General features: G+C 72.1%; 23 protein-coding genes, 1 tRNA gene and 3 pseudogenes. 11 read left to right on the plus strand and 16 right to left on the minus strand.

Translation table 11 applies throughout. The annotated features are described in order from the left end of the window. Positions 1-62: 62 nt before the first annotated feature. The 6 genes from RI138_RS31440 to RI138_RS31465 all read right to left on the minus strand — a co-directional run bounded on the left by RI138_RS31440 (position 63) and on the right by RI138_RS31465 (position 5,736). Positions 63-440, minus strand: coding sequence for a VOC family protein (locus tag RI138_RS31440; RefSeq protein WP_311122648.1), 378 nt, complete (start codon positions 438-440; stop codon positions 63-65). Between the two features lie 206 nt (positions 441-646). Further along, complete coding sequence (locus tag RI138_RS31445; protein ID WP_311122649.1) at positions 647-2,362, minus strand: sigma-70 family RNA polymerase sigma factor; 1,716 nt, start codon at positions 2,360-2,362, stop codon at positions 647-649. Between the two features lie 237 nt (positions 2,363-2,599). Further along, complete coding sequence (locus tag RI138_RS31450) at positions 2,600-2,794, minus strand: antitoxin (RefSeq protein WP_311122650.1); 195 nt, start codon at positions 2,792-2,794, stop codon at positions 2,600-2,602. A gap of 295 nt (positions 2,795-3,089) precedes the next feature. Beyond that, positions 3,090-4,109: an MASE1 domain-containing protein gene (locus RI138_RS31455; RefSeq protein WP_311123068.1), complete on the minus strand. Its 1,020-nt coding sequence runs from the start codon at positions 4,107-4,109 to the stop codon at positions 3,090-3,092. A 63-nt stretch (positions 4,110-4,172) separates the two neighbouring features. Continuing rightward, positions 4,173-5,006 carry a PP2C family protein-serine/threonine phosphatase gene (locus RI138_RS31460; RefSeq protein WP_311122651.1) on the minus strand — a complete coding sequence of 278 codons (834 nt, stop codon included), beginning with the start codon at positions 5,004-5,006 and terminating at the stop codon, positions 4,173-4,175. A gap of 109 nt (positions 5,007-5,115) precedes the next feature. Continuing rightward, positions 5,116-5,736, minus strand: a complete 621-nt coding sequence (locus tag RI138_RS31465) for a DinB family protein (protein WP_311122652.1) — start codon at positions 5,734-5,736, stop codon at positions 5,116-5,118. Between the two features lie 130 nt (positions 5,737-5,866). On the opposite strand from RI138_RS31465, the gene RI138_RS31470 reads away from it, so the two are divergent. Further along, entirely contained in the window at positions 5,867-6,136 is a 270-nt protein-coding gene (locus RI138_RS31470) for a hypothetical protein (RefSeq protein WP_096624138.1), read from the plus strand. An 18-nt stretch (positions 6,137-6,154) separates the two neighbouring features. Here the strand turns inward: RI138_RS31470 and RI138_RS31475 are convergent. Further along, positions 6,155-6,227 (minus strand) — tRNA-Trp (locus tag RI138_RS31475). Positions 6,228-6,669: 442 nt separating this feature from the next. On the opposite strand from RI138_RS31475, the gene mptB reads away from it, so the two are divergent. The 3 genes and pseudogenes from mptB to RI138_RS32475 form a co-directional block, all read left to right on the plus strand. Continuing rightward, positions 6,670-8,148 (plus strand): polyprenol phosphomannose-dependent alpha 1,6 mannosyltransferase MptB, encoded by a 1,479-nt coding sequence (gene mptB, locus RI138_RS31480; protein ID WP_311122653.1) that lies wholly within the window; start codon positions 6,670-6,672, stop codon positions 8,146-8,148. 310 nt (positions 8,149-8,458) lie between these two features. After that, a pseudogene (locus RI138_RS32470) lies at positions 8,459-9,058 on the plus strand (ATP-binding cassette domain-containing protein); the annotation flags it as partial. Positions 9,059-9,553: 495 nt separating this feature from the next. Beyond that, a pseudogene (locus tag RI138_RS32475) lies at positions 9,554-9,935 on the plus strand (ATP-binding cassette domain-containing protein); the annotation flags it as partial. A gap of 181 nt (positions 9,936-10,116) precedes the next feature. Here RI138_RS32475 and RI138_RS31490 read toward each other — a convergent pair. From RI138_RS31490 to RI138_RS31505, 4 genes are all read right to left on the minus strand, one after another. Further along, complete coding sequence (locus tag RI138_RS31490) at positions 10,117-10,341, minus strand: hypothetical protein (RefSeq protein ID WP_096624144.1); 225 nt, start codon at positions 10,339-10,341, stop codon at positions 10,117-10,119. A 208-nt stretch (positions 10,342-10,549) separates the two neighbouring features. Beyond that, entirely contained in the window at positions 10,550-11,170 is a 621-nt protein-coding gene (locus tag RI138_RS31495; protein WP_096624146.1) for an L-threonylcarbamoyladenylate synthase, read from the minus strand. A 216-nt stretch (positions 11,171-11,386) separates the two neighbouring features. Continuing rightward, the gene (locus RI138_RS31500; protein WP_311122655.1) at positions 11,387-12,403 is read right to left on the minus strand and encodes a hemolysin family protein; all 1,017 of its coding nucleotides are present in this window, start codon (positions 12,401-12,403) and stop codon (positions 11,387-11,389) included. Continuing rightward, positions 12,400-13,737: a hemolysin family protein gene (locus RI138_RS31505; RefSeq protein WP_311122656.1), complete on the minus strand. Its 1,338-nt coding sequence runs from the start codon at positions 13,735-13,737 to the stop codon at positions 12,400-12,402. The genes RI138_RS31500 and RI138_RS31505 overlap by 4 nt, the downstream gene beginning before the upstream one ends. A gap of 407 nt (positions 13,738-14,144) precedes the next feature. On the opposite strand from RI138_RS31505, the pseudogene RI138_RS31510 reads away from it, so the two are divergent. After that, a pseudogene (locus RI138_RS31510) lies at positions 14,145-14,519 on the plus strand (sporulation protein); the annotation flags it as partial. 41 nt (positions 14,520-14,560) lie between these two features. On the opposite strand, the gene RI138_RS31515 reads toward RI138_RS31510, so the two are convergent. Then, positions 14,561-14,923 carry a DUF4180 domain-containing protein gene (locus tag RI138_RS31515; protein WP_311122657.1) on the minus strand — a complete coding sequence of 121 codons (363 nt, stop codon included), beginning with the start codon at positions 14,921-14,923 and terminating at the stop codon, positions 14,561-14,563. Then, positions 14,916-15,410 (minus strand): helix-turn-helix domain-containing protein, encoded by a 495-nt coding sequence (locus RI138_RS31520; RefSeq protein ID WP_311122658.1) that lies wholly within the window; start codon positions 15,408-15,410, stop codon positions 14,916-14,918. The genes RI138_RS31515 and RI138_RS31520 overlap by 8 nt, the downstream gene beginning before the upstream one ends. 183 nt (positions 15,411-15,593) lie before the next feature. Between RI138_RS31520 and RI138_RS31525 the strand changes: the two genes are divergently transcribed. The 3 genes from RI138_RS31525 (at position 15,594) to RI138_RS31535 (ending at position 16,986) form a co-directional block, all read left to right on the plus strand. Then, positions 15,594-16,028: a hypothetical protein gene (locus RI138_RS31525; protein WP_096624156.1), complete on the plus strand. Its 435-nt coding sequence runs from the start codon at positions 15,594-15,596 to the stop codon at positions 16,026-16,028. A gap of 212 nt (positions 16,029-16,240) precedes the next feature. Further along, entirely contained in the window at positions 16,241-16,408 is a 168-nt protein-coding gene (locus RI138_RS31530) for a DUF6381 family protein (protein WP_179499952.1), read from the plus strand. Positions 16,409-16,479: 71 nt separating this feature from the next. Next, complete coding sequence (locus tag RI138_RS31535) at positions 16,480-16,986, plus strand: GNAT family N-acetyltransferase (protein WP_311122659.1); 507 nt, start codon at positions 16,480-16,482, stop codon at positions 16,984-16,986. Between the two features lie 598 nt (positions 16,987-17,584). Here the strand turns inward: RI138_RS31535 and RI138_RS31540 are convergent. Together RI138_RS31540 and RI138_RS31545 are read right to left on the minus strand one after the other, a co-directional pair. Then, positions 17,585-18,328 (minus strand): ABC transporter substrate-binding protein, encoded by a 744-nt coding sequence (locus RI138_RS31540; protein ID WP_311122660.1) that lies wholly within the window; start codon positions 18,326-18,328, stop codon positions 17,585-17,587. 100 nt (positions 18,329-18,428) lie between these two features. Continuing rightward, positions 18,429-18,941 (minus strand): DinB family protein, encoded by a 513-nt coding sequence (locus RI138_RS31545; RefSeq protein ID WP_311122661.1) that lies wholly within the window; start codon positions 18,939-18,941, stop codon positions 18,429-18,431. Positions 18,942-19,037: 96 nt separating this feature from the next. Here RI138_RS31545 and aac(3) point away from each other — a divergent pair, with 96 nt between their 5' ends. Continuing rightward, on the plus strand, positions 19,038-19,892 hold the full coding sequence (gene aac(3), locus RI138_RS31550) for an aminoglycoside 3-N-acetyltransferase (protein WP_311122662.1): 855 nt from the start codon (positions 19,038-19,040) through the stop codon (positions 19,890-19,892). 8 nt (positions 19,893-19,900) lie between these two features. Here aac(3) and RI138_RS31555 read toward each other — a convergent pair whose 3' ends face one another. Further along, a complete protein-coding gene (locus RI138_RS31555) occupies positions 19,901-22,300 on the minus strand; it encodes a polysaccharide lyase 8 family protein (protein WP_311122663.1) in 2,400 nt (799 codons plus the stop codon). Between the two features lie 315 nt (positions 22,301-22,615). Between RI138_RS31555 and RI138_RS31560 the strand changes: the two genes are divergently transcribed. Further along, positions 22,616-23,731: a substrate-binding domain-containing protein gene (locus RI138_RS31560; protein ID WP_311122664.1), complete on the plus strand. Its 1,116-nt coding sequence runs from the start codon at positions 22,616-22,618 to the stop codon at positions 23,729-23,731. Positions 23,732-23,947: 216 nt separating this feature from the next. After that, positions 23,948-25,252, plus strand: a complete 1,305-nt coding sequence (locus tag RI138_RS31565) for an ABC transporter substrate-binding protein (RefSeq protein ID WP_311122665.1) — start codon at positions 23,948-23,950, stop codon at positions 25,250-25,252. Positions 25,253-25,352 lie beyond the last annotated feature (100 nt).

The raw sequence follows: 25,352 nt of genomic DNA on the forward strand, positions 1-25,352 counted from the left end.
CGCCGGTACTGACGCTGCTTCTGCGCTGACCCGGGCCCGGGCGGGCTCCACGAGTCCGTCCCTCAGTGGCGTACCAGACAGAAGGGGTGACCGGCGGGATCGGCGTACACGCGCCAGCCGCGCCGGTCGTCCCCCGCGTCGAGCAGGGACGCCCCGCAGGCCAGGACCTGCTCGTGGGCCTCGTCCAGGTCGGCGACGCCGAAGTCCAGATGGAGCTGCTGGGGCGGATCCTGATCGGGCCAGCGGGGCGGCCGGTGGTCCGCCACCCGCTGAAAGGCCAGGACGAGCCCACCGGGCGTGTGCAGCGTGGACCAGCACGTATCGCAGTCCCACCGCGGGTCGGGCCGGTCGACCTCTCCGCCGAGCAACGACGCGTAGAAGTCGGCCAGTTCCCGCGGGGCACGGCAGTCGAGGACCACGCATTGCAGTTCAGTGATCATCGCCGCATCCTAGGGGCACAGGGAGTCACAGTGCGCGGACGACCGGTGCGCCGCGTGGAGGGAGCGGTAGGCGCCCCGCAGCACCGCACCCCCGTCGAGTGGTCCGCCACTGGATGACCCCTTGATCAGCCGGATCAGCCGGATCAGCCGGTCAGCGGGTGAGCCCCGCACGATCACCGGAGCCGGGGTCGGCTCCGGCCCGGGGCTCAGCGCGCTCCGAACTTCTGGGTCCACACCGGACCGTCGCCGGATTCCTGCTTGCCCACACCGATCTCCTTGAAGGAGCAGTTGAGGATGTTCGCCCGGTGGCCCGGACTGTTCATCCACGCCTTCATCACATCGGCCGGCGTCCGCTGCCCCTTGGCGATGTTCTCGCCGTAGGTGGACCAGCGGTATCCGACGGCGGTGATCCGGTCGCCCGGGTCCGTGCCGTCCGGCGACGTGTGCGAGAAGTAGTCGCGGGCCGCCATGTCCGCGGAGTGCCGCTGGGCCGCGGTGTTGAGCAGGTCGTTGACGCTCACCGGCCCGCACCCCGCCTTCGCCCGTTCCGCGTTGACCAGCTCGGTGACCTGCGCGGCGGTGCCCGCGGGGGCGGGCGGCGCGGGGGCGGGCCGAGTGGGCTTGGGCGCCCGGGGAGCGGAGCTGGGCGCAGGCGGCGGCGGGGTGCTCTTCTTCGGCTTCGCCTTGGGTGTACGAGAAGGGCTCGGCGACGCCGAGGCGCTGGGGGACGCGGAAGCCGACGGGGAGGCCGAGGCGGACGGGGACGCCGCAGCCGACGTGGGGACCTCCGTACGGGGGGCAGGAGCGTCGGCGGTGACGGTCGTCGCGTCCCGGTCCTCGCCGTCGGTGTACAGGTGCACCGCCGCACCGCCGGTGCCCAGGGCCGCCACCGCGACCACCGCCGCGATGGCGGAGTTCCGGCGGCGCCGCCGGGCCTGCACCCGTCTGCGCCCGGCGCGGCCCGACCCGAGCACATCGGCGTGCGCGTCGGCGTCCGCGCCCGGCACCCGCAGATGCGCGGTCGTCGCGACCAGCTCCGGCGCCGTGGCACCGGCCGTGGCGTACTGGTCCAGCGGTGGGACACCGCCCGTGGGGAACTGCCCCAGCGGCGCGAGACCGGCCGCGGCGAGCAGTTCCGGCGCCGCGCCCGCCCCGGCGGCCGCCGCCACCGGGACCAGGGCCAGCCCCACGAGCAGCCCCTCGGCGGGCACCAGCCCCGAACCGTGCCCCGAGCACACCGTGCACTCACGGGCGTGCCGGGCCAGCCGCTTGCGCCACAGAGCGGACGGGACCCCGTCCCATCCGGCGACCAGGTCCTCCAGGAGAACGCACGGCGGATCGGCCGCCAGCGCGCCCACCACGACCCTCGCCGCCTCCAGCTGGGCCTTCATCCGTTGCACCCGTACGGCGGTGTGCTGCGGGGTGAGCTCCAGGGCAGCGGCGACCTCGGCCCGGGACAGATGCCCGGCGGTCTCCAGCCACCACAGGGACAACAGGGCGCGGTCGTCCTCGTCCAGCCACCGGGTCGCCTCCGCCACCTGGCGTCGCTGGCCTGTCAGCCCCAGCTCCAGGATGGTCAGCTCCACGAAGTCCGCACGCGGGTCCGGGAGGTCGTACGCGTCGTCGAGCCGGTCGGCGGGCATCGCACCCGACTGCCGCTCGCGCCAGTTCTGGCGTATCTCGTTCATGGCTATCGCCACCAGCCAGGAACGGAACCGCTGCGGATCACGGAGTTCGGGGAGGCCCCGGAGCATCCGCAGCACGGTCTCCTGCACCACGTCGTCGACATCCGCATGACCGTCCAGCGCACGTCCGACGACGTTGTACAGCAAGGGCAGGTACGCCGCGACGAGCCGGTCCTTGGCCTGCTGATCGCCGCTCCGCGCCGCGGAGATCAAAGCCGTCGGGAGATCCTTGCCCATGCTGTGCTCACTCTTCCGGGGTCCGGTGCTGTCACTTCCCACACTCGGGAGATGCGGTGCGGGCGGGACGATAACAAGAATCCGGCGGACATCCCCGAAAACCTTCGCCACGCGTACCGGTCCGTGCCACAGATCACTCTCTGTGGTACGGACCGGTACACGGGACAGGTGTATGGAACGGGTTTACGCGACAGGGGCCGGTCTGCGGTGCGGCCGCCCGTTGAACCGCGGAGCGGCTCAGGTGCGCGGCGGGCCGTCATCGTCGCGGTCCGCCCCGAACTGCTGCTTCAGCTTGTCCTGGGCGGTGTCGACCTGGCTCTTGTACTTGCCCTGGGTGCGGTCGTCCACCATGTCTCCGGCCTTGTCGACACCTTTGCCGGCCTGGTCCTCGTGGCCCTTGAACATCTTCTTGATCTTGTCCAGTGCGGACATGCGTCCTCCTCCTCGACTCACCCCCACTCATCAAGGGTCACCGCACCGGGCCTGCCCCGCATCCGCGCGCCACCGGCGGCAGGAGCGCCCCTCAGCCGTCGGGGACGACAGGAAGTGTGAAGCCGCGCCGACTGGGCACATACCGGTTGACCAGGAGGAGGTGGTGGCAATGGGCCGCATCCGAGTCGTCGTCCGTCGTCCCCCGCCCCCTTCGGGGCCACCCCCGCTCGATCTGCGCACCCCGTCCGGCCGCCCCCTGCCGTACTGACCAAGGACGTGCGTCCCCGGTGGGCTCTCAGCGCCCCGGGTGCGAACCACCGCCGAACGGGCGCTCCCGCCCGTCCCCGTACTGCCGCCCCGTGCCCGGTCTGGACAGCGGGGCGAGCTGATCGACCAGGGCCTCCAGCTCCACGACCGCGTGCTCCGTCTCCCGGCGGATGTTCTTGTGCTCCGCGACGGTCGCCCCGAGCAGTAGCGCGGTCAGCGCCACGCATCCGTTGAGCACCGTCAGATTGGCCATGATCTCCATCAAGGTGTGGCCCGCGAACGGTCCCAGGGAGTCCGTACCGGCGATGATCGCGAACACCGACACGACCAGGGCGCACGGGGCGCTGCCGGGCAGCTGGAAGCGGAGCGCCGCCCAGATGATCACCGGGAACACCAGGTAGATCATGGACAGCGAGCTGCGAGTCGAGATCAGCGCGGCCACCACCACGACAACCGCCAGAACGGCGGCCTCCAGCCACCGGTCGTCCAGCCGGGGCAGCCGCACCCGGCGCAGGACCAGCAGTACGGGGGTGACCACCAGGACCCCCATCGCGTCCCCCGCCCACCAGGACGACCAGACCAGCCAGAACCGGCCCGGCGGAACCTTGCCGTCGGCCAGCAGCGTGAAGCTGCCGATGGTGGCGCTGATCAGCATCCCGGCGAACGCCCCCAGGAAGACCAGACAGATACCGTCCCGCAGCCGGACCAGCTCACTGCGGAATCCCACCTTCCGTAGCAGGGCGTACGCGGCCAGGGGAGCCAGGGTGTTGCCGAGCATGATCGCCAGACGGCTCATGGTGAAGGCGTCCCCGATGTCGGCGACGGTGATCAGCGTGCCGAGCGCGATCCCCGGCCAGACCCGCACCCCCAGGCACAGCAGCGCGGCCAGGGCGATACCGGTGGGCGGCCAGAGGGGCGTGACCACCGCGCCGTCGATCACCACCTGGCGCATCAGCCCGAGCCGCCCCGACAGGTAGTAGGCCCCGGTCACACCCAGGACCTGCGCCACGTACACGGCCCGACGTCTGGCTTTCTTGCTGCGGATCACAGCACTCATCAGACACCGACCACGGCGGGAGGCGGCAGCTGACACGCGCGGCACGCTCCGGCGTCACCGCGGTCCGCGGCGGGCGGCGGCGTGCCGCAGGACCAGTACGGCGGCGTCGTCCTCGTGGCCCGTCAGCTCCGCCGCGCCCAGAACCTCGTCGGCCAGCAGCTCCGCGCTGGCCCCCGCGTGCGCCGCGACCAGCCGGCGCACCCGGTCCAGACCGTCCTCGATCAGCAGCGACGGGCCTTCCACGACCCCGTCGGTGAGCAGCACGATCGCACCGTCCGAGTCGAGGGTGCGGCGGGTGACGGGGTACTCCTCCCGGGGCTGGATACCGAGCGGCATTCCGCCCGGGTCCTCCGTGACGCCGGACCGCCCGTCCACGGTGGCCCACACGCAGGGCACGTGCCCGGCCCGGGCACTGTGCAGCTCCCAGGTCGCGGGGTCCAGCCGCAGGAACGTACAGGTCGCGAAGAGCCCGGAGTCCACGGACAGCAGCAGATCGTTGGTCCGGCCCATGACCTCGCCGGGATCGGACGCCGTGCCCGCGATTGCACGCATCGCGATCCGGACCTGCCCCATGAAGGCGGCCGCCTCGACGTCATGGCCCTGTACGTCGCCGACGGCGAACCCGAGGGCGCCGTCCGCGAGGGCGAATCCGTCGTACCAGTCGCCGCCGATGTCCAGGCCGTGCCGGGCGGGCGCGTAGCGGGCCGCCGACTGGAGGCCGGGGAGCGCGGGCAGGGTCGCCGGAAGCATGTCTCGCTGAAGGGCCTGCGCGAGTTCCACTCTGGCCTGGTGGAATTCCACCTCCCGCCGAGCGCGGGCAGTGAGGTTCTGCAAGGTGTTGAGCAGGTCCTCGGCGCTGACTGAGCGGGGAGTCCGACGCCGGTTCATGGGCCGCTCCGCGGTGCGTTAGTCCCTGAATCATATGGCGGGTGTCCGGGGGCGGCGACTGCGGCGACCTCGGGACCTCGACGGGAACCGGGGCCGCCCGGTCCGCCGCTCAGGAGTGCTGCGCGCGGTACAGGTCGCGGATCAGGGCGATCTCCGCGCCGTGGTGCAGCACTTCCTGGTTGACCCACCAGACGATGTCGAGGAACGGATCCTCGGCGTCGCTGCCGTTGGGGTAGGTGCTGTGTCCGACGGTGTCGAGCGCCGTGTCGTCGGCGGCGAGCAGGGCTTCGCGCCAGGCGGCGGCCCCGGCCTCGAAGGCGGCCAGGCCCCCGGCGGCGTCCCCCGGGGTGCGGTAGCCCGCACGCGTCAGGGAACGGGTGCCGTTCGTGTGGTCGGCCCGCAGTGTCAGCATCTCGCTGAGATGGCTCAGCCGCCAGGCGATGGTCGTGAACGGCGGCGGGAAGGGATGCGGCGAGTCCGCCCAGTCCCGGCCCCAGTCCCCGGCTCCCGTCAGGCTGGTCGCCCGGGCCCCGGGCCCGTCGTGGCGGCGACGGACGGACCAGCAGTCGGGCACGGGTTCCCAGAGATACTCGTCGTCGCCGAGCGCGGCGACGCCGATCTCGACACCGTTGCCGCTGTCCACGAGAGGGCCGGCCAGCCGGCCGAGGAGCCGCTCGCAGGCGAAGTCGAACTGTTCCAGCAGAGGGGACAGACGCGGTGGAAGGCTCATTCGACGGAGCGTGCCACACCGCGCGGGCGCGCGCTCACCCAATTTCTCGGCGGCCGTGCCGGGGCCCGGCGAGGGGCCGGATGGACGCTGGTGCCGAGCCGTTGTCAGTGCCCGGTGGGATGCTGCCCGCATGGACGAGCTGATGAGGCAGCGACGGGTGTACGGCACCGATCACGACGATCCCCACCCCGGGCCGAGGCCGGGCCACGACTACCGCGAGCTGGTCGGCGGCCCGCTCGACGGGCTGCTGCTGGACGTCACCGACTGGAGCGAGGCCGACCTGCGCGAGGGCGTCGGCCTGGTCACCGAGATCGGTGCGTACGGACCGGGCGGGCGCGCCGAGTACGGCCCGCGCGCACCGGACAGCCACCAGTGGGACTGGCGCGGCGACGTACGGTGACGGACGGCACGCGGTGGGCAGGGGCGACAGGGATCGAACCTGCGACGCGCGGTTTTGGAGACCGGTGCTCTGGCCACTGAGCTACGCCCCTTCGTTACGGGTGCAGCTTGGCACGCCCGGTTTCGCGTGCCAACAGGTTTACGCGGGCGCCGCGTTGGCCACCGTGGCGCGGAACGCCCGGACAGCCGGCCGAAGACCGGTGCGGTGGGAGGCGGCCCGCGGCCGTGCTGACCCGCACCGGCAGACCGGTCGCGCACGGCGATGCCGGGAGGCGTGCCCCGCACCATGCTCCGCTGTGCGGGCGAGGGCGACGGCCGAAACCGGAGGGGGCCTGGGGCTTCAGCGTCAGCAAGGAGCGCGTCGGCCTGGGCGGACATGAGCGCGCCGGTGAACGTCTTGGTCGAGCCGTTCGAGAAGAGCAGAGCCGCTCGAACCCGTCCTGAACCTCGGCCTCGACCTCGACGAGCCTCGCCCCGACTTGTTCCCGGACCTCTCCCGGGCGCCCGGCGAGCCGTCCGATAGGTTGGCCGGTCATGTGGGCTATGAGTGCGGTCGGACACCGGCGGCTGGGTGCGGCAGGATCGCTGGCGGTCGCCGTCGGTGGCTGGTTCTCCGGAAAGCTGCCGGCCCACGACCCCTGGGGCCTGTGGACCGACCACGGCTCCGTCACCAAGGCGGCCGCGGCCGTCCTCGCCTACCTCGGACTGACCGCGCTCGTCGTCGCCTGGTGGCAGTACGGCAGGACCGCCTCCACCGTCCGTGACACCCTCGTCACCCTCGCCTGGTGGACGGCCCCGTTCCTGCTCGCGCCCCCGCTCTACAGCGCCGACGTCTACAGCTACATCGCCCAGGGCGCGATGGTCGTCGAAGGGCACGACGTCTACACGGTGGGCCCCTCCGCCCTGGACCCCGGAGGCATCGGCGGCGACGCGGCCGCGAGCGTCGGCAACCACTGGCGCGACACTCCCGCCCCCTACGGCCCCCTCTTCCTGCTGCTGTCCGCCGCCGTCGCCTGGACCACCGGCGGAACGGTCGTCCCCGCTGTCCTGGCCATGCGCCTCATCGCGCTCGCCTCGCTGATCCTGATCGTCTGGGCACTGCGCCGCCTGGCGCGCGAGCACGGCCACAGCGAGAGCCGCGCCCTGTGGCTGGGCGCCCTCAACCCGCTCCTGCTGATGCATGTGATCGGCGGCCTGCACAACGACGGGCTGATGATCGGCCTCATGCTCGCCGGACTGGTGCTGGCCCTGCGCGGCCGGTGGATCACCGGCAGCGCACTCGTCGGACTCGCCATGATGGTGAAGTCCCCAGCGGCCGTGGCGCTCCTGTTCATCGGCGTCCTCGTGCACGCCTCCGCCACCGGACCCCAGCCGCGCCGCTGGGCCAAGGGGCTCCTCGCGCCCGGCCTGATCGCGTGCGCGGTCGCCGGAGCGGCGACGCTCATCGGCGGCACCGGTTTCGGCTGGCTCCACACCCAGGGCGTCGCCGCGAACATCCACACCGCGCTCTCCGTCCCAAGCGACCTCGGCCTCGGCCTCGGAGAGCTGCTGCACCTGCTCGCGGGCACCGACCCGGCACCGGTCAAGTCCGCCGTGCAGACCCTGGGCCTGGCCGCCGCGCTCGTCGTGATCGTCCTGCTGGCCCGGCGCGCGATGCGGGGCAGCATGACGCCCGCCCACGCCCTGGGTCTCTCACTGCTCGTCCTGGTCGCTCTCTCGCCCATGGTCCAGCCCTGGTACCTGCTGTGGGGCATGGCGGTGGTCGCCGCCACCGCACCGTACGGCAGGGTCTCCGCGATCCTGGTCGTGCTGTCGGCCGCCCTGGTGTACGAGACCCACCCCATGGGCGCCACCCCGCCCTACGGGTTCGCCCTGGCGGGCCTCGCCGCCGTCCTCGGCACCCTCGCCATCCGCAGGACCCCCGTCGTACCGCCCGGCGTCCACCTGCCCGCACCTCGCACACCCGCCGCCGCGGACCCGGCCCCCGCACCGGCCCCGCAGAGCACCCCGTAGGAAACGTCCTCGACGCCCGGGCAGCGCCTCCGGTAGCCTGACCGCGTCCTGTTGTCTCCGATAGAGGTGGACGTTGCGCATCTGAGGTCCGCGATCATCGCGCGGTACGGCCCAGGCCCGTACCTGGTCACGACGTTGTCGGCAGATCTGCCGTCCGTGACTTCCGCGTGCATGCGACCTCGGTGCTGAGCCGTTCCCCGCCTTCGCAGGACTGCTCCTCCCACCTTTTCCTCCGGTCTCCGGCCCGGTCGCCGCGTGCTGTTCGCATACGAAGCCCCGTTCCTTCCGCTTCTGCGACTGCGAGAACCCCATGAGCCATCCCACCGCGCCCGGCGCCTCCGTGGCCGCCTCCCAGCTCACCTTCCGGTGGCCCGACGGCACGAACGCCTTCGACGGTCTCTCCCTCACCGTCCCCCGCGGCCGCACCGGCCTGGTCGGCGCCAACGGCACCGGCAAGTCGACCCTGCTGCGCCTGCTCGCCGGACGGCTGCGGCCCACCGCGGGGTCCGTCGCCGTCGGCGGCCGCCTCGCCCATCTGCCCCAGAACATCACCCTGGACACCGAACTGCGCGTCGACGGGGCGCTCGGCATCGCGGCGCGCCGAGCCGCCCTGCGCGCCATCGAGTCAGGAGACGTACAAGAGGAGCACTTCGACACGGTCGGCGACGACTGGGACGTCGAGGAACGCGCCCTGGCCACCCTCGGCTCCCTCGGGCTCGACGGTGTCGGACTGGACCGCACCGTCGGACAGCTCTCCGGCGGGGAGACCGTCCTGCTGCGCCTGGCCGCGCTGCTGCTGGAGCGCCCGGACGTCCTCCTCCTCGACGAACCCACCAACAACCTGGACCTGTTCGCCCGCCGCCGCCTCTACGACGCCGTCGAGTCCTGGCGCACCGGCATCCTGATCGTCGTCAGCCACGACCGGGACCTCCTGGAACGCGTGGACCGCATCGCCGAACTCCGCTCCGGTTCGGTGAGCTGGTACGGGGGCGGCTGGTCCGCCTACCAGGAGGCCCTCGCCACCCAGCAGGAGGCCGCCGGGCGCACGCTGCGTGCCGCGGAGGCCGACGTACGGCGTCAGCGGCGCGAACTGGAGGAGACCCGTGTCAAGGTGGCCCGCCGCCAGCGCCACGACAAGAAGCTGGACGCCCAGCGGCGCGCCCCGCGCATCGTCGCCGGTGAACGCAAGCGCTCCGCCCAGGAGTCGGCGGGCCGGCTGCGCGGGCTGCACGAGGACCGCCTCGACGAGGCCCGCGAGCGCCGGGAGGAAGCCGCCGAGGACGTCCGCCAGGACGCCGAGATCCGGATCAGCCTGCCGCACACCGCGGTACCCGCGGGCCGTACGGTCCTGACCGTACGGGACCTGAGCCTCCCCTACGGCCGGCTGCGTGAGGCCGGCCTCCAGGTGACGGGACCCGAACGCATCGCCCTGGTCGGCCGTAACGGAGCGGGCAAGACGACCCTGCTTCGGACGCTGTCCGGGGAGCTCGCACCGAGCTCCGGCGAGGCGACGGCGTCCGTGCCGCTGAAGTTCCTGCCGCAGCGGCTGGACGTCCTCGACGACACGTCGAGCGTGGCCGCGAACGTCGCCCGCACGGCTCCCGGCACCACCGACAACCAGATCCGCTCCCAGCTGGCCCGGTTCCTCTTCAAGGGGGCCCGCGCGGAGCAGCTCGCGGGCACCCTCTCGGGTGGCGAACGCTTCCGGGCCGCTCTCGCGGCGACGATGCTCGCTGCTCCCGCCCCGCAGCTGCTTCTGCTGGACGAACCGACGAACAACCTCGACCTGGCCAGTGTGCGGCAGCTGACAAGCGCTCTGGAGTCCTACGAGGGCGCCCTCGTCATCGCCGGGCACGACCTGGCGTTCCTCGAATCCGTGGGTATCACCCGCTGGATCCTGCTCGCGGAGGAGCTTCGGGAAATCAGCGCCGAGGAGGTGCACGACCTGCTCGGCGGCGCTGCGACGCCTCAGGCCGCCTCGTAGCGGTGGGCCCTGCCGCCCCGCCACTCCACCCAGACCGGGTTGTCGAGGATCCGGTCCGGTTCCTCCAGGCCCGCCTCGGTCAAAAACACGATGACGTCGTGGTCGCTGTGGGCCAGCCCGAGTATCTCGTCCCGGCCTTCGTAGTGCACGGTCACCCGGCGGCCGCCCGAAGGGGTCGGCCGGTGGATGACGATCGGGGGATTCGCCATGGGTCCACCCTGCGACGCGCCTGGCGGCCGCGCATCCCCGGCCCGGACGGTCCGGCGGTGAACGGGCTCGCGTCCCGCTCGGCGCGGGCGCTCGGCCGACCGCCGGTGCGAGTTCCACCGTTGTGGTGACACGCACCGGGGAGGGGGTGCGCGGGGGCGGCCCGCAGCCGCTGACCCGCCGCACCCACCGACGCGCCGTTCACTCGAATCACTCGAAGCGGGACGGGTCCCCGGCGCCCCGGCGTACGATCTCGGGCTCGTCACCGGAGAAGTCGATGACCGTGGTCGGCTCGGTGCCGCAGTCGCCGGAGTCGACCACGGCGTCCACCTCGTGGTCGAGCCGCTCCTTGATCTCCCAGCCCTGCGTCAGCGGTTCTTCCTCGTCCGGCAGCAGCAGCGTGCTGGAGAGCAGCGGCTCGCCGAGCTCGGCGAGCAGGGCCTGCGTCACGACGTGGTCGGGGATGCGCACGCCGACCGTCTTCTTCTTCGGGTGCATCAGCTGGCGGGGCACCTCCTTCGTCGCCGGGAGAATGAAGGTGTAACTGCCGGGCGTCGCCGCCTTGATGGCACGGAACACGTCGTTGTCCACACGGACGAACTGTGCCAGCTGCGCGAAGTCGTGGCACACCAGCGTGAAGTGGTGACGGTCGTCGAGATTCCGGATCGACCGGATCCGGCCGATGCCGTCGCGGTTGCCCAACTGGCAGCCCAGCGCGTAGCACGAGTCGGTCGGGTACGCGACGAGCGCACCGGAGCGGATGCTGTCGACCACCGTGGCGATGGTGCGCGGCTGGGGATTTTCGGGGTGTACGTCAAGGTACTTGGCCATTCGCCGAGCTTACGCGTTCGGGGCGGGCCCGTACGGCGGTCGGGCGCGACGGCCGGAAAGCGGCCCGCCGGGCATGCACGGACGAAGGCGGCCCGCAGCGCACGTGAGGACGAAGGCTGCCCGCCGCGCGGAGGCACACGGAAAGCGGCCCGCCGCGCAGGTGCGCGCGACGGGCCGCCTCGGCTTCCGCTTCGATGCCGGGCGCTCCCGGGTCCGTCAGACCGCGGCGGCTCCCACCAGCTCCTCCAGCACGTCCTCCATCGCCACGAAGCCGATGACCGTGCCCTTGTCCCCGGCGACCGCCGCGAGGTGCGTACCGGCGGCGCGCATCGCTGTGAGGGCGTCGTCCAGCGGGGTGTCGATCTCGACCCGGATGACGGGGTGGATCGCGCTCGTGGGCAGCGGCTTGGTGCGCTCCGCGACACCGAGGGCGTCCTTGATGTGGAGGTAGCCGAGGATTCCGTCGTCCGGTCCGGTGACCGGCAGCCGGGAGAAGCCGGACGCGACGGCGGCCCGCTCCAGCCCCTGCGGGGTGATGCCGAGGTCGACGGTGACCGTCCGGCCGAGCGGGACCATCACCTCGCCGACCGGCCGGGTGCCCAGCTCCAGGGCGTCGCGCAGGCGCTCGCCGTCGGCCGGGGCGAGCAGACCCGCGTCGCTGGAATCCTTCACCAGCCGGACGAGCTCGTCGTCGGTGAACACCGAGGCGACTTCGTCCTTGGGCTCGACCTTGAGGAGCCGCAGCAGCGTGTTGGCGAAGGCGTTGATGCCGAAGATCACCGGGCGCAGCGCCCGGGTCAGGGCCACCAGCGAGGGCCCGAGCGCCAGGGCCGTGGCGACGGGGGCGGCCAGCGCGATGTTCTTCGGGATCATCTCGCCGATGAGCATGTGCAGGTACGTCGCCAGGGTCAGTGCGATCACGAACGCGATCGGGTGGACCAGCGCGTCCGGCACGCCGACCGCGTCGAACGGCGGCTCCAGCAGATGGGCGATGGCCGGCTCGGCGACGGCGCCCAGCACCAGCGAGGAGATGGTGATGCCGAGCTGTGCGGTCGCCATGGCGGCCGACAGGTGTTCGAGGCCCCACAGGGCGCTCTTGGCGCGTCGGCTGCCGCGTATGGCCTGGGGCTCGATCTGGCTGCGGCGCACCGAGATCAGGGCGAACTCCGCACCGACGAAGAACGCGTTGGTCAGGAGGGTGAGCGCGCCGATGGCGAGCTGGATGGCGGTCATCGGGCGTCCTCCTCCACGAGGGCCAGCGCCGGGGCGGGCGCGGTGATACGGACCCGGTCGGCCCGGTGGTGCTCGATGTCGAGGACGTCGAACTGCCAGCCGTTGAGCTCCAGCCGGTCCGTGCGGACGGGGATGCGGGCGAGCCGCGTCGCGACGAGACCGGCGAGCGTCTCGTAGGGGCCCTCCGGCGCACTGAACCCGATCCGGTCGAGCTGGTCGAGGCGGATGCTGCCCTCGGCCTCCCAGACCGGGCGGCCGTCGCCGAGGGGTTCGGCGGGCGCCAGGTCGGGGCGCTCGTGGGGGTCGTGCTCGTCGCGGACCTCGCCGACGACCTCCTCCACGATGTCCTCGACGGTGGCGACACCCGCGGTGCCGCCGTACTCGTCGATCACCACGGCCATGGTGCGGTGCTTGCGCAGCTGGGTGAGCAGCCGGTCCACGGGCAGCGAATCGGGGACGAGCAGGGGTTCGGTGGCCAGCGCGGTGACCGGGGTCCGGGCCCGCTCGGACTCGTCCAGGGCGAGGACGTCGCGGATGTGGACCGTGCCGATGACCTCGTCCAGGCTGTCGCGGTAGACGGGGAACCGGGACAGGCCGGTGGCCAGCGTGAGGTTTGCGGCGTCGGCGGCGGTGGCGTGGGCCTCCAGCGCCCGCACATCGACGCGCGGCGTCATCACGTTCTCGGCTGACAGCTCCGCCAGGTTCAGGGTGCGGACGAAGAGTTCGGCCGAGTCCTCCTCGATGGCGCCCTCGCGGGCGGAGTGCTCGGCGAGCGCGATCAGCTCCTGGGGCGTACGGGCGGAGGCCAGCTCCTCGGCGGGCTCCAGGCCCATCCGCCGTACGGCACGGTTCGCGGTGTTGTTGAGGTGCCGGATCAGCGGGGCGAAGGCGGCCGTGAAGGCCCGCTGCGGGGTCGAGACGACCTTGGCGACCGCCAGCGGGCTGGAGATCGCCCAGTTCTTCGGGACCAGTTCACCGATCACCATGAGGACGACGGTGGACAGGGCCACACCGAGGAGGGTGGCGACCGTGGACACGGCGCCGGAGGGAAGCCCGACAGCCTCCAGCGGGCCGCGGAGCAGCACGGCGATGGACGGCTCGGCCAGCATGCCGATGACCAGAGAGGTCACGGTGATGCCGAGCTGCGCGCCGGAGAGCTGGAAAGTGAGCCGCTTGGCGGCCTTGAGCGCACTTTCGGCGCCGCGCTCACCGGCTTGCGTGGCGCGTTCGAGTTCGCCGCGCTCGACGGTGGTCAGCGAGAACTCGGCCGCGACGAACACCGCGCAGGCCAGGGTCAGCCCGAGGGCGAGGAGGAGCAATATCACTTCGCTCACCGTGTCACCTCCATCCCCTGGTGTGCCGGGGCGGTGGTGACACGGTTCGTACTGGGAGGTTCACCCATTGCGGTACCGCAGCTCCTTCTCTGTTCGGGTCGTCCGGTCGACGACGGAGGTGGGCTATGAACCCACCCCGTCGATATTAAAGGGACCGCAAAGCAAACGGGAGTGGCAGGTATCACACGGGGTGTCACCTGGGGAAGAGCCGTGGCGGAGGGGGATGTGGCGTGAGTGCTCGACGGGCGGGCGGCAACCGGTGATCTTGATGGCCGGAACTGCGCGTAACGGTCGTGCGGTTGGGAAACCCTTGTACCTTCCCGGGCGGTTTCGCCCGGCGGGGTGGCACGGGGCTCCTCGGTCACAGCCGTCACGGACCACACGGTCACCGGATCACTCTGCTCCTCGCCGCCCGGGGCGGCCTGGAGGTGGTCATCGAGGCGGACGAGCGCGCCGGCCTCCTCTGCGGAGGGCACGACACGGTCCACCGCTTCACAGCCTTCCACCACACCGCCCCGCAGACCGACTGGAACGACCGGGTCGACGGCTGGCTGAAGCAGGTCATCGCCGGACACGAGGCGTACGCCGCCCCGTCCCCGTACGGAGAACACCACGGCAGTCACCACGACGACACCCACCGCCGCTCGGGCCCCGGCGCCGGTGCGGTGGTGGCCGGAGTCGCGGCGGGTGTGGCCGTCGGCGTCGTCGGGGGCATGGTTGCCGCCGAAGTGGTCGACGAGATCGGTGACGCCTTCGAGGGCGACGATGACGAGGAGGGCTGAGCCGGGGGCCGCGCGGCCGGGGGTGCGCCGCCGGACAAGTCCTAGGCCAGCCGGGCGGCGAGGGCGTCCAAGTCCGGCAGGAACCAGACGTCCCTGCCCCGGTTGGCCTCGCGCACGAGGTCGGGCAGGGCGGCACTGGCCGAGAGGTGGTGGCCGATGTCCCCGAGGACGACCAGACGCAGCCGGTAGGCCGAGAACTTCTGCAGCATGTCCCCGGCGAAACCGGTACTGAGGTCGAAGAAGCGGTCGTCCAGGCGCGCGGCCGGCACGGCCACCACCTCCGCGCCCTGGAAGGCCATGCCGATCAGCTGGTCGAGGGCGTCCTGGACGGTGGCGATCTGGACGCCGTCGGCGTCGCACACCAGGACCGGTACGCCGTGGTGCTCCTCGATGGCGTCAGCCATGGTCCGCCCCCTGTCCGCTCTCCGTGGAGGGGAACAGACCGCTGTCCGGGCCCGTCACGCTGTCGATCAGGTGCAGCAGCTCCGCGGTGGTGGCGGCGCCGCCGAGGACGACGATCTTCATTCGGGCTCGCTCCTGGTCGTAGACGGTCTGGATGCGCAGGGAGTCCGACGGGCTCCGCGCGGACTGGGCGCTCGCCGTGACCAAGGTGCTCAAACGGTGTGCGGCGTCCCGGGTGAGCCCGTCGATCTGCACGATGCTGGACACCTCCAGGTGGCCGCGTGCGGGCGCGGAGGCCGGACCCGGGGCGGCCTCGGCGGTACGGCCGGTCAGGGCCTCGAAGTCCTCCCGGCTGATCCGGTACTGCTTGCCGATCCGGACGGCCTTGAGCTTTCCGTCGCGGACGTAGTTCCGGACGGTCCGCACATGCAGGCCCAGCCGTTCGGCCACCTCGCCGATCGAGTACAGCTCGCGTTCATCGCTCTCCATACTTCCTCATCGTAACGTAAAATACTCCATGGAGAGCACCTTAGGGAGTAATAAGGAATATTAGGGGTCCAGGTGGTTGCTGTCGGCCTCCTCCGTCCGGGCGGTCCACCGGCGGGAGTGACGCCGCTCGGGGTAGGAAGGTGGGCAGGTGATCCAACGCCTCCACGCCGAGAAGGAGCCCCGATGAACGCCCAAGCGCGGCCGCTCGACCCCCGGCACCGGCGCCCGGAAGGCGTCAGCGACACCACCGTCGAAGCCCTCGGGGCCCTTTCGAAAGCGCTGGAGACCGCCGAGCGGGCTCGCGGTGCCCTCTACGACTTTCATCAGCTCACCGGGAGCGCCGACCTCTGCCTCGACGATGCGGTGCGCCTGCTGCGCGAGGCCGGGCACGGGCCGCAGGCCGAGCAGGTCGAACGGGAGATTCTCGGCCGCAATGTCATTCCCGGCCACTGGACGTTCCAGATCGTCGAGGAGTACAACGCGACCTACTACGACGTGTTCCGGGCGATCGAACGGCAGATCAGACAGGAACTCGCCGAAGGCCGCGACCACCTCTACGAGGCCGAGATGAAGGAGGCCCGCCGGACCGAGGGCCACCCCGCCCACACCGTCGACTGACCGTCCAGTCCACGCACGGTCGTTCGCCCCCCCCGAGTGCCGCTTCTCGCCAGGAGCCCCGCCAGCAGCCCCGCCGGGAGTTACTGAGCGTAGCCGCACGAGATGCGGACCGGGCCGGCTCCGGTGACGCTGGTGCTCCGGTCGCGCACCCGACGCCGGTCGCACGCACCGCGTCGGCCGGCGACGGAGGACCCACGACGGAGGACGCCCGTATGAACCTGCCCGACACCCCGGTGGAACGAGCCCGCCGCACCCGTGAACGCGCCGAGGAACTGGGCCGCGCCGCCGACCGGGCCACTGACCCCGAACACCGCAGGCGGCTGCGGGAGAAGGCCCTGCGACTGCTGAGGGAGGACCCGGCGGCAGGCCCCCGGCCCTGAGGGGAACCGCCCCCCGGCGCGGGCGAAAGGAGTTCGCCGACGGGGACACAGCCCCGGTAGCGTCACCGCCTGTGACCCCGATTCTGCGCACCCACAGGCTCCTGCTGGAGCCGTACGTCCCTGAGGACGAACAGGCCTTCGTCGCCCTGTTCCAGGACACCAGCGTGTCGCGCTGGATGGGCGACGGCCCCGCCTCCGAGGCGGAGGACCGCGCCCTGTTCGGACGGATCTTCAGCAAGGTCTACGCCCAGGACCTGTTCGCCGTCTGGGCCGTTCGACGCGACGGTCTCCTGGTCGGGCACGCCGAGATCAAGCCGACCGAGGCCGTCGGCGGCGGCCACGAGATCATCTACGCCCTCGCGCCGACGGCCTGGGGGTACGGCCTGGGCACCGAGCTGGCGCAGGTCCTCGTCGCCCACGGCTTCGAGACCCTCGGGCTCACCGAGGTGCACGCCACCGTCGCCGCGGCGAACCAGGCCTCGCTGACACTGCTGGCCCGCATCGGCTTCGAGCACGTACGGGACATCGAGGAGGACGACGGCAGCACCACCCGCGTGCTGACCCGCCGCCGCTCCTGAGCTGCCGAGGCGATCCGTGGCCCCGTCCCTCATCCCTTCGGCCCGCTCCCCGCGGTGACCGGGTCCGCGACGCGCGTGCCCGGTCCCGCTGCATCGACGAGGCCATCGGGCTGTACACGGACGAGGCCGATGTCGGCTTCGCCTCGCACCACTGGCCGGTCCGGGGCGGGGACCGGACCGTCATCTCCCTTTCCCGCAGCGCGACATGTACGGCTGTCCGCGCGACCAGAGGCTGCGCATGCCGGAAACCGGCCTCACCGGCAGTGAGATCGCCGGGGAGATCGAGATCCCGCCCGCGCTCGAAGCCGCACGGCACGTGCACGGCTGCTCCGGCTCCGGCTCCCCCCCACGTGAAGGCGGGCCACCGGTGCTGCACGGGCTTGTCCGACGGCAATCCCGCCCGCCTGCGGCAGCATCCGGCGCAGGCCCAGGGCGCACGCTGTGTCCGGGCCCCGGCGGCGTCGACCGGGCCTCGAACAGGTCCGGGCCTTCGCCGCGGAGGGTGACCTGCGCTTTGCCGCCGACTCGCCTCCACGTCGCCTTCGCCGACGCCGAATGCCCCCGTCCCGCCCTGGACCCCCGGCCGCCGCGAGGAGATTCAGCCGGCGGGCGCGACCGTCGCGCCCTCGACGCCATGACGCTTCAGAGCGTCGGCGACGAAGCCGCCCGCCTTCATCTCCTCCACGAACGCCGCCAGCAGCTCCTGCGCCGCCGTGCCCCGCCCCTCGGGCGTGCCCATGGCCTGCTGGATCACCATGAACCGCCCCGGCAGCACCCGTACGCCCACAGCCCGCGCGGCCTCGCCCTCCAGCAGCTGCCGGATACCGGCCGCCACCTCCACCTCGCCCGCCCGCAGGGCGGCGAGCGCGGGACCGGCGCCCTGGAACCGGACGATCTCCGCGCGCCGGATCCCGCGCGTGAGGAAAAGGTCGTACGCGGACCCCGAACCGACCGAGATCCGGGTTCCCTCGCGGTCCACCTGGCCGTTCTCGGTGATCGGGGACGCGTCGGGCACCAGGTAGCTGCCCTCGATCAGCACGTACGGCGCGGTGAACCGGAGCCCCTCGCCGCGCGCGGGGTCGGCCGCGAAGAAGCCGATGTCCGCCCGGCCCGCCTTCACCGCGTCCACCGACAGCGCGGCCCGCTCGAAGACCACGAGCTCGACCGGCACCCCGAGTCGGCGCCCGAACTCCCGCGCCAGGTCGACGGAGACGCCGCCCGGCTCACCGGTCTCGGCGTCCCGGCCCGCCAGGATCGGGTTGCCCAGATTGATCGAGGCCCGCAGGGTGCCGTCGGGCGCGAACGTGGAGACGAGGTCGGGGGAGACCGGCTGCTGAGTCATGCGGCCGAGTCTACGAGGCGGCCCGTCGGCGCTCCGTGGACTACGCCCGCACCACCGGCGCTCCGCCGAACCATGGCCTACCCACGGGAGGTTCGCGCGCTCAGGCGCCCACCGTCCCGTCCACCCCTTCGCGCAGCAGGTCCGCGTGCCCGTTGTGGCGGCCGTACTCCAGCAGGACGTGAACCATGACCATCCGCAACGAGACGTCCTTGCCCCAACGGGGCTGACGGCCCGGCAGATCCAGCGACGCCGCCTCCCGCTCGATGCGGCGCGAGGTCGCCACCTCGGCCTCCCAGGCCGCGAACGCCTCGGCGCGGTTCGAGGCGCTCGCGTCGTACGCGGCCTGGAAGTCGAAAGGCTCCTGTGACCAGACCATCGGCGCATCGCCGTCCTCGAACACCCGCCGGAACCAGGCGCGTTCCACTTCGGTCAGGTGCCGTACCAGAGCCAGCAGCGACAGCGTGGACGGCGGCATTGACCGCTCGCGCAACTGCTCGTCGGTCAGCCCGGCGCACTTCATGGCCAGAGTTTCGCGGTGGTAGTCGAGAAAGCCCCGCAGTGTCTCACGCTCGCTCCCGGACAGGGGAGGCCCGACCCGGTCATCACTCGTCATGATCATGTCCCTCGGTCCGTGGTGCCGGCCGACAGTATGACCGCCCCGCGCCTCCGGGTCAGCCGGTTTCCCCGGAGCGCCCTAGGCTGTGGGGGCATGGACGTACAAGCACTGCTGCGGCGCTCCGGGGGGCCGGTGACGCGGGACCGGATCAGGGACGATCTGGCCGCGCTGGGCCTCGGCCGGGGTGACACCGTGATGTTCCATACGCGGCTCTCCGCGATCGGCTACGTCCCGGGCGGCCCCCAGACCGTCATCGACGCCCTCCTCGATGTGGTGGGCACGACCGGCACACTGATGGTCTCCTGCGGTTGGAACGACGCCCCGCCGTACGACTTCACCACCTGGCCCCGCACCTGGCAGGACGCCCTGCGCGCCCACCACCCCGCGTACGACCCGGAGCTCAGTGAGGCCGAGCACGGCAACGGCCGTCTCCCGGAGGCCCTGCGCCGCAGGCCCGGGGCGGTGCGCAGTCGTCACCCCGACGCGAGCCTCGCGGCGCTCGGCCCGTCGGCGGCCGCGCTGATGGCCGACCACCCCTGGGACGACCCGCACGGCCCGGACAGCCCGCTGGCGCGCCTCGTCGCGCTCGGCGGGCGGGTGCTGCTGCTCGGGGCGCCCCGGGAGACGATGACGCTGCTGCACCTCGCGGAGTCGCTGGCCCGGGCGCCCGGCAAACGGTTCGTGACGTACGAGCAGCCCGTCCAGGTGAACGGCGAGCGGGTCTGGCGCACCTTCCATGACATCGACTCGACGGACGGCGCATTCGACTACTCCTCCGTCGTGCCCGCGGGACAGGACCCCTTCGCGGTCATCGTCCGGAGCATGCTCGACGCAGGCATCGGCCGGGACGGCACCGTCGGCGCCGCCAGGAGCTGTCTGTTCGAGGCCGGTCCCGCCGTCGACTTCGGCGTCCGCTGGATCGAGGAACACCTGAGCACTCCCGTGTGACAGGCCGCTCAGGAGAGCCGCACCTTCACCGTCTGCGTCGCCCCGCGCGTACCGGAGAGGTCGCCGAAGACCAGCCACAGCGACGCCCCGGTGGCCGCCGATGTCACGGTCGACGGCTTCGAGACGACCGAGGCGACCGCCCGGTCCCACGTGAGGGTCAGGCTCGTCCGCATGCGCATGGGGTCGCTGACGCACACGGTGGCCGTCCCGTCGGCGTGTTCGGTGACCATCACCGAACAGGGGGCGTCCGCCACCAGCGGGCCGACGCTCCCGCCGAACCAGAAGTTGACGGCGGTCAGCCCGGTCGACGGGACCGCGACGCCCTGCTGGTCGTCGGTGTTGGCGAGCACCCGCAGCCAGTCGCTGTCCGCCGCCCGCGCCGCGGTCCGCTGTTCGGTCGCGCCCGGCAGCACCTGGTACACGTAGGCGGCGTCCGTCGGGTTCTGGCCGTGGTCGAACCAGAGGGTGAGGTATTTGCGCGAGACCGGGTCCGTGGAACCCGCGGTGTTGATGTCGCTCCAGCGCCCGGTCCGGTTCTCCCGCAGCGCCTTCACGGTGGCCCCGCCGGGGAAGACGTAGCCGCCGTGTCCGGCGAGATGCGCCCAGGATGTGTTGGTCAGCGTCGCCGACCAGGGGAGGGTTCTCGGTGTGGCCGAACCTCCGACGGTGAAGGGGGCGTTGCCCACCGGCCCCAGGTTGCGGTTGTCGACCGTGCTCTCCACGGCCGAGCCGTCCCGGCCGTGGATGCCCGCGCCCAGGCACACCACGGTGTCGTCGAGGAAGAACCACGACTTCTTCGCCATCAGCGTGCTCGACAGCCCCTTCAGGTACTGCCCCACCGCCGCGCGCTTCTTGTCGGTGACCCCGCCGACCCAGTTCACATCGGGCAGGGACGCGCCCCAGTCACCGCCCGCCCCGTCGGCCAGCGGCTTGCGCGAGACCGTGGTCCCGGGCAGCCGGTAGGGGTCCACAGTGGGCCAGAAAGCGTCGCTGTACTGGCCGTTGGCGAACGTGTCGCCCCACCAGTAGAGCATCCCCGCCCCGGTGTGCCAGCCGCGCAGATTCTCGCCGTTGCCGGTCTCGTAGTAGGTGATCCGCCTATCGGCCATGCTCAGTGCGGCGGCCCAGCCGGGGCGGCGGTGGGTGGCCCGGGCCATGTCGGGGAAGAGCCGGTGGCCGTCCGGCTCGGGCACCACCGTGAGCGAGGTGTCGTCCAGGACGCTCTTGATCCGGGCCAGTGAGGTCAGCCCGAGGGATGGGTCGCTCAGCGGCGGGCTGTAGTAGTCGCGCTGCGCCCAGCCCTTGACCAGCCCCCGCCAGCGGGCGTTCTCGGCGGCCGACGCGCCCCGGCCGAGCAGCACGATCGACGCGAGGACCGGATGGCCGCGCCGGTGGTCGTCGCCCTCGCCGCGGCTGATGGCCCGGCCCGCGACGGAGTCCATGACAAGACCGTTGTAGAGGAAGGGGGCCCAGGCGTTCTCCACCGCGTCGAACACCACCTGCCGCTGCGGGTCGGTGACCTCCCACGCGGTCCCCTTGAGGAGTGCGAACAGCAGCCCGAGCCCGCCGAGCATCACCGATCCGTAGCTGCCGGTGTAGGGCACGGTGGTGTGCTGGATGAACGAGCCGTCGGCGTAGAGCCCGTCGCCCTTGGTCACCAGCGGGAAGACGGGGGAGAGGGCGTCCCGGGCCAGGGCGATCTTGGCCGAGGTCCCGCCGACGACCCCCCGCAGGGCCAGCACCCGGCACAGATCGACCCGGTTGGCCCCGGTGCTCGTCCCGGTGTACGAGGCCACGGTGGAGTCCGGTACGAAGTGGTCCACCGCGGCGCAGCAGCGCGCGAGCCGCTCCGGGGTGAGGGCGTCGTACAGCAGCACACACACGTCCAGCAGGGCCTGGGGCGCGCCGATCTGCCAGCTGTACCAGTTCCCGTACCGGGTCTGCTGGTCGTTGTACACCTGGCTGTGGAGGTGATCGAGGCCCCTGATCACGGCGTCGCGCAGTCCGGCGTCCCCGGTCAGCCCGGTGCCCTGCTGGCGGTAGGCCTGCGCCATGGCGCTGAGGCGGAGGAAGCTGTCGGCCATCCGCCCGGAGAAGGCGTACGACTCGGGGTCGGTGTCCGGGTCCGGGTCGGCGAACACGGCGTCGGGCCACAGCGATCCGTCCGCCGGGGCCATGGTCTCCAGCAACTGCCGGGCCCGCGTACCGAGGTCCGCCAGCCGGCTCCTGAACGGTTCGGCGGTCGGGCTGAATCCCTCGCCGAGGATCAGTGCGCTCCACGTGGCGCGCAGGGCGGTGTACGGATCGTCGGCGGCGGCGTGGGGCGCGGGCAGCACCAGCGCGCCGCCGGTGGCAGTAAGTGCCGCGGAGGTGGCCAGAAAGGTACGGCGGGACCAGGCAGAAGTCATGGGAGGCTCCGGGTCGCTGACGTGTGTCCGGCGGGAACCGGTGCGCCGAGTGCGGACCTGATCCCGGAATCCGACTGTTCTGAGCGGGCGGCCACTTTCTAGCAGTCACCGGACGACTCGCTCAATTACTTTGGCTGAATTGATCGTATCGATCGCTTGTGGGGGCGTGTAAAAGCGCGCGGGGCGCGATCAGGTAGTCACCGGTCCCGAACTCGCCGCATCGAGGCAAATCCGTGCTCGGATCGTTTCGAGCGGATGTGATCGATATGGTTGTCACAGGTCAGAGCCCAGCCGTCTCCGAGCCCAGGGGGATCCATGCGACTGCACGTCGACCAGCGCCACGAGCGAGTACTGGAGCTCGTCCGCGAGCGCGGCAGTCTGCGCGTCGCGGAACTCGCCGCGGAGCTCGGCATGTCCGCGGTCACGCTGCGCCGGGACGTCGAGGCACTGTCGGCCCAGGGGCTGGTGGAGCGGCTGCACGGTGCCGTGGTGTGGCCCTCGGGACAGCCCCGGCCCGCACCCGCCGCCCCCTCCGCCGAAGGGCTGGTGGTGGGCATGGTGGTGCCGACCACCGAGTACTACTACGCGGATGTGGTGCGCGGCGCCCGGGAGACCGTCGAGGCCGCGGGCGCCCGGTTGACCATCGGGCTCTCCCACTACCTCCCGGACGAGGACGCGGCCCAGACCCGCCGCCTGCTGTCCACGGGAGCCGACGGGCTGCTGCTCACGCCGAGCTGGGAGCGCGGTTGCCCGGAGCCGGGCGAGGGGCTGTGGGCGGTGGAGCAGGAGACACCGGTGGTGCTGGTGGAGCGCTGGGCCCCGCTCGGCCATCCGGCGGCAGGCCTGGACCGGGTGCGCTCGGACCATGCCCACGGGGCCGCCGAGGCGGTGGCGCACCTGGCCGGGCTCGGCCACCGGGCGATCGCGCTCGCCGTGCAGGACAGTCCCACCGCGCCCCGTCTCAAGGTCGGCTACCGGGCCGCGGTCGAGGCACTGGGACTGAGCCCGGTCCCTGCCTCACCACTGGAGAACACCCCCTCACGATCGGCGCAGGACCGGTTCGAACGGACGCTGGAGTATCTCTGCGAGGGTGTGGCGAGCGGCCATGTGACCGCCGCGATCGTGCACAGCGACGCCGACGCGATCGTTCTCATCCCCCGGCTCCAGGCCCGGGGCGTAAGGGTGCCCGAGGACCTCGCGGTGATCGCCTACGACGACGAGGTCGCCTCCCTCGCAGACCTGCCGCTCACCGCCGTGGCCCCGGACAAGCGCGCCGTGGGCGCCGCCGCCGCACGGCTCCTGCTGTCCCGCCTCGGCGCGTCGGACCCGGATGCGCCGGCCGCCCGCACGGCGGGCCCCGGAGCCCGCCGCCACCTCGACATCCTGCCGGCCCTGCGCATCCGGGTCTCGTGCGGAGCCGCCGCTTCCTGACCGGGCGTCAGTCCAGGATGCCGAGAGGGATGACGGTGCGGAGCTCGGAGCCCTGCGGTGAGGTGATGTCGACGGGCAGCGGGGCCGCGCCCCACCGCATGCGTGATCGATTCGATTGAATTGGTCATTTGCTCTTGACGGTGATCGGTTCTGCGCAAAATGATGTGTGGCGTTCGCCTCATCTCCCGCAGTCCGAGGTCTCGTAGGAGTCGGCCCATGCCCCGTAACGTCCGTACGTCCCGCATCGCCCTCGCGGCGTCCGCCGCTTCCCTGACCCTGCTCGTCACCGCCTGCGGCGGCTCGGGCTCGGACTCCTCGGCCCCCGGCGACGGCGAGCCCGTCACCCTCACCTTCTGGTCGGCCACCGCGGGCGCCAAGGAGACGGCCGACGCGTTCAACAAGGCGCACACCGGCATCAAGGTGAGGTTCTCACTGGTCCCGGCGGGCCCTGAGGGCGTCACCAAGCTGTCCAACGCGGTCAAGGGCGGCAACGCCCCCGACGTGGCCACCATGGACTACTCCGCCCTGCCCGAGTACGCCAGCGAGGGCAACCTGGAAGACCTCACCGCCGGCTCCGGCGACCTGGTGAAGAAGGAGTTCCCCGAGGCGGTCCAGTCCCTGGTCAACCTCGGCGGCTCCACCTGGGCGGTGCCCTTCGACGTCACGCCCATCCAGCTCTTCTACCGCAAGGACCTGTTCGAGAAGTACGGGGTCGACGTGCCGGAGACCTGGGCGGAGTACCGTACGGCCGCCAAGAAGGTCCACCGAGGCGACCCGGACATCACCATCACCAACTTCGGCGGCGGCGACCCCGCCCTGCTCTCCGGCCTGGCCTGGCAGGCGGGTGCCCGGTGGTACGGCACCGAGGGCGACGCCTGGAAGGTGAACATCGACGACCCGGCCTCCCGGAAGGTCGCCGCCTACTGGGACGACCTCCTCGCGGACGGCCTGGCGTCCAGGACCCCGCTGTGGGGCGAGGGCGAGACCAAGGAGCGTGCCACCGGGAAGGTCGCCACCATCATCGGCGCCGCCTGGAGCGCGGGGAACTTCCCCGTCAGCTACCCCGACGCCAAGGGCAAGTGGGGCATAGCCCCGCTGCCGACCTGGGACGGAAAGCCGAGCACCGGCATGTACGGCGGAACCTCCTACGTCGTGCCCAAAGGCAGCAAGCACACCGAGGCCGCCGCCGAGTTCATCAAATGGGTCACGACCGACCCCGAGGCCATGACGGCCCGCCTCAGCTCGCTGAAGACCCCCAGCAGCGCCCTGCCCGCCAACGAGGGCATGCGAGCCGCGGCGGCGAAGGAGTTCGACAACTCCTACTTCGGGGACCAGGACGTGTACGCGCTGGCGGGTGAGGCCGCCGAGACCATCGTGCCCGGCTGGACCTGGGGCCCGGTGCAGCAGCAGGTCACCTCGGCGCAGCTGGCCGCGGGCGGCGACCACACCAGGATGCTGAGCACCGGACAGGCGAAGGGCGAGAAGGCGGTCACCGACCGCGGCCTGAAGCTGGCCCAGTAGCCGCGCGCCCGGCCCGGGACGCAGCGTCCCGGGCCCGCCGACGCCCTCAGGACGGCCAACGCACCGAGGCCCGACCTCCAGCCGTCCCCCTCCCTCCCGA

Source organism: Streptomyces durocortorensis, from assembly GCF_031760065.1.
In the GTDB taxonomy this organism is placed as follows: domain Bacteria; phylum Actinomycetota; class Actinomycetes; order Streptomycetales; family Streptomycetaceae; genus Streptomyces.

Excerpts from the sequence above, each read along its gene's own strand:
- RI138_RS31520 (WP_311122658.1), bottom strand. The coding sequence starts at position 15,410 with ATGGAGAGCGATGAACGCGAGCTGTACTCGATCGGCGAGGTGGCCGAA.
- RI138_RS31470 (WP_096624138.1), top strand. The coding sequence starts at position 5,867 with ATGGACGAGCTGATGAGGCAGCGACGGGTGTACGGCACCGATCACGAC.
- mptB (WP_311122653.1), top strand. The coding sequence starts at position 6,670 with ATGTGGGCTATGAGTGCGGTCGGACACCGGCGGCTGGGTGCGGCAGGA.
- RI138_RS31555 (WP_311122663.1), bottom strand. The coding sequence starts at position 22,300 with ATGACTTCTGCCTGGTCCCGCCGTACCTTTCTGGCCACCTCCGCGGCA.
- RI138_RS31560 (WP_311122664.1), top strand. The coding sequence starts at position 22,616 with ATGCGACTGCACGTCGACCAGCGCCACGAGCGAGTACTGGAGCTCGTC.
- RI138_RS31545 (WP_311122661.1), bottom strand. The coding sequence starts at position 18,941 with ATGACGAGTGATGACCGGGTCGGGCCTCCCCTGTCCGGGAGCGAGCGT.
- RI138_RS31440 (WP_311122648.1), bottom strand. The coding sequence starts at position 440 with ATGATCACTGAACTGCAATGCGTGGTCCTCGACTGCCGTGCCCCGCGG.
- RI138_RS31525 (WP_096624156.1), top strand. The coding sequence starts at position 15,594 with ATGAACGCCCAAGCGCGGCCGCTCGACCCCCGGCACCGGCGCCCGGAA.
- RI138_RS31460 (WP_311122651.1), bottom strand. The coding sequence starts at position 5,006 with ATGAACCGGCGTCGGACTCCCCGCTCAGTCAGCGCCGAGGACCTGCTC.
- RI138_RS31565 (WP_311122665.1), top strand. The coding sequence starts at position 23,948 with ATGCCCCGTAACGTCCGTACGTCCCGCATCGCCCTCGCGGCGTCCGCC.
- RI138_RS31465 (WP_311122652.1), bottom strand. The coding sequence starts at position 5,736 with ATGAGCCTTCCACCGCGTCTGTCCCCTCTGCTGGAACAGTTCGACTTC.
- RI138_RS31495 (WP_096624146.1), bottom strand. The coding sequence starts at position 11,170 with ATGGCCAAGTACCTTGACGTACACCCCGAAAATCCCCAGCCGCGCACC.
- RI138_RS31540 (WP_311122660.1), bottom strand. The coding sequence starts at position 18,328 with ATGACTCAGCAGCCGGTCTCCCCCGACCTCGTCTCCACGTTCGCGCCC.
- RI138_RS31515 (WP_311122657.1), bottom strand. The coding sequence starts at position 14,923 with ATGGCTGACGCCATCGAGGAGCACCACGGCGTACCGGTCCTGGTGTGC.
- RI138_RS31490 (WP_096624144.1), bottom strand. The coding sequence starts at position 10,341 with ATGGCGAATCCCCCGATCGTCATCCACCGGCCGACCCCTTCGGGCGGC.
- RI138_RS31500 (WP_311122655.1), bottom strand. The coding sequence starts at position 12,403 with ATGACCGCCATCCAGCTCGCCATCGGCGCGCTCACCCTCCTGACCAAC.
- RI138_RS31530 (WP_179499952.1), top strand. The coding sequence starts at position 16,241 with ATGAACCTGCCCGACACCCCGGTGGAACGAGCCCGCCGCACCCGTGAA.
- RI138_RS31445 (WP_311122649.1), bottom strand. The coding sequence starts at position 2,362 with ATGGGCAAGGATCTCCCGACGGCTTTGATCTCCGCGGCGCGGAGCGGC.
- RI138_RS31450 (WP_311122650.1), bottom strand. The coding sequence starts at position 2,794 with ATGTCCGCACTGGACAAGATCAAGAAGATGTTCAAGGGCCACGAGGAC.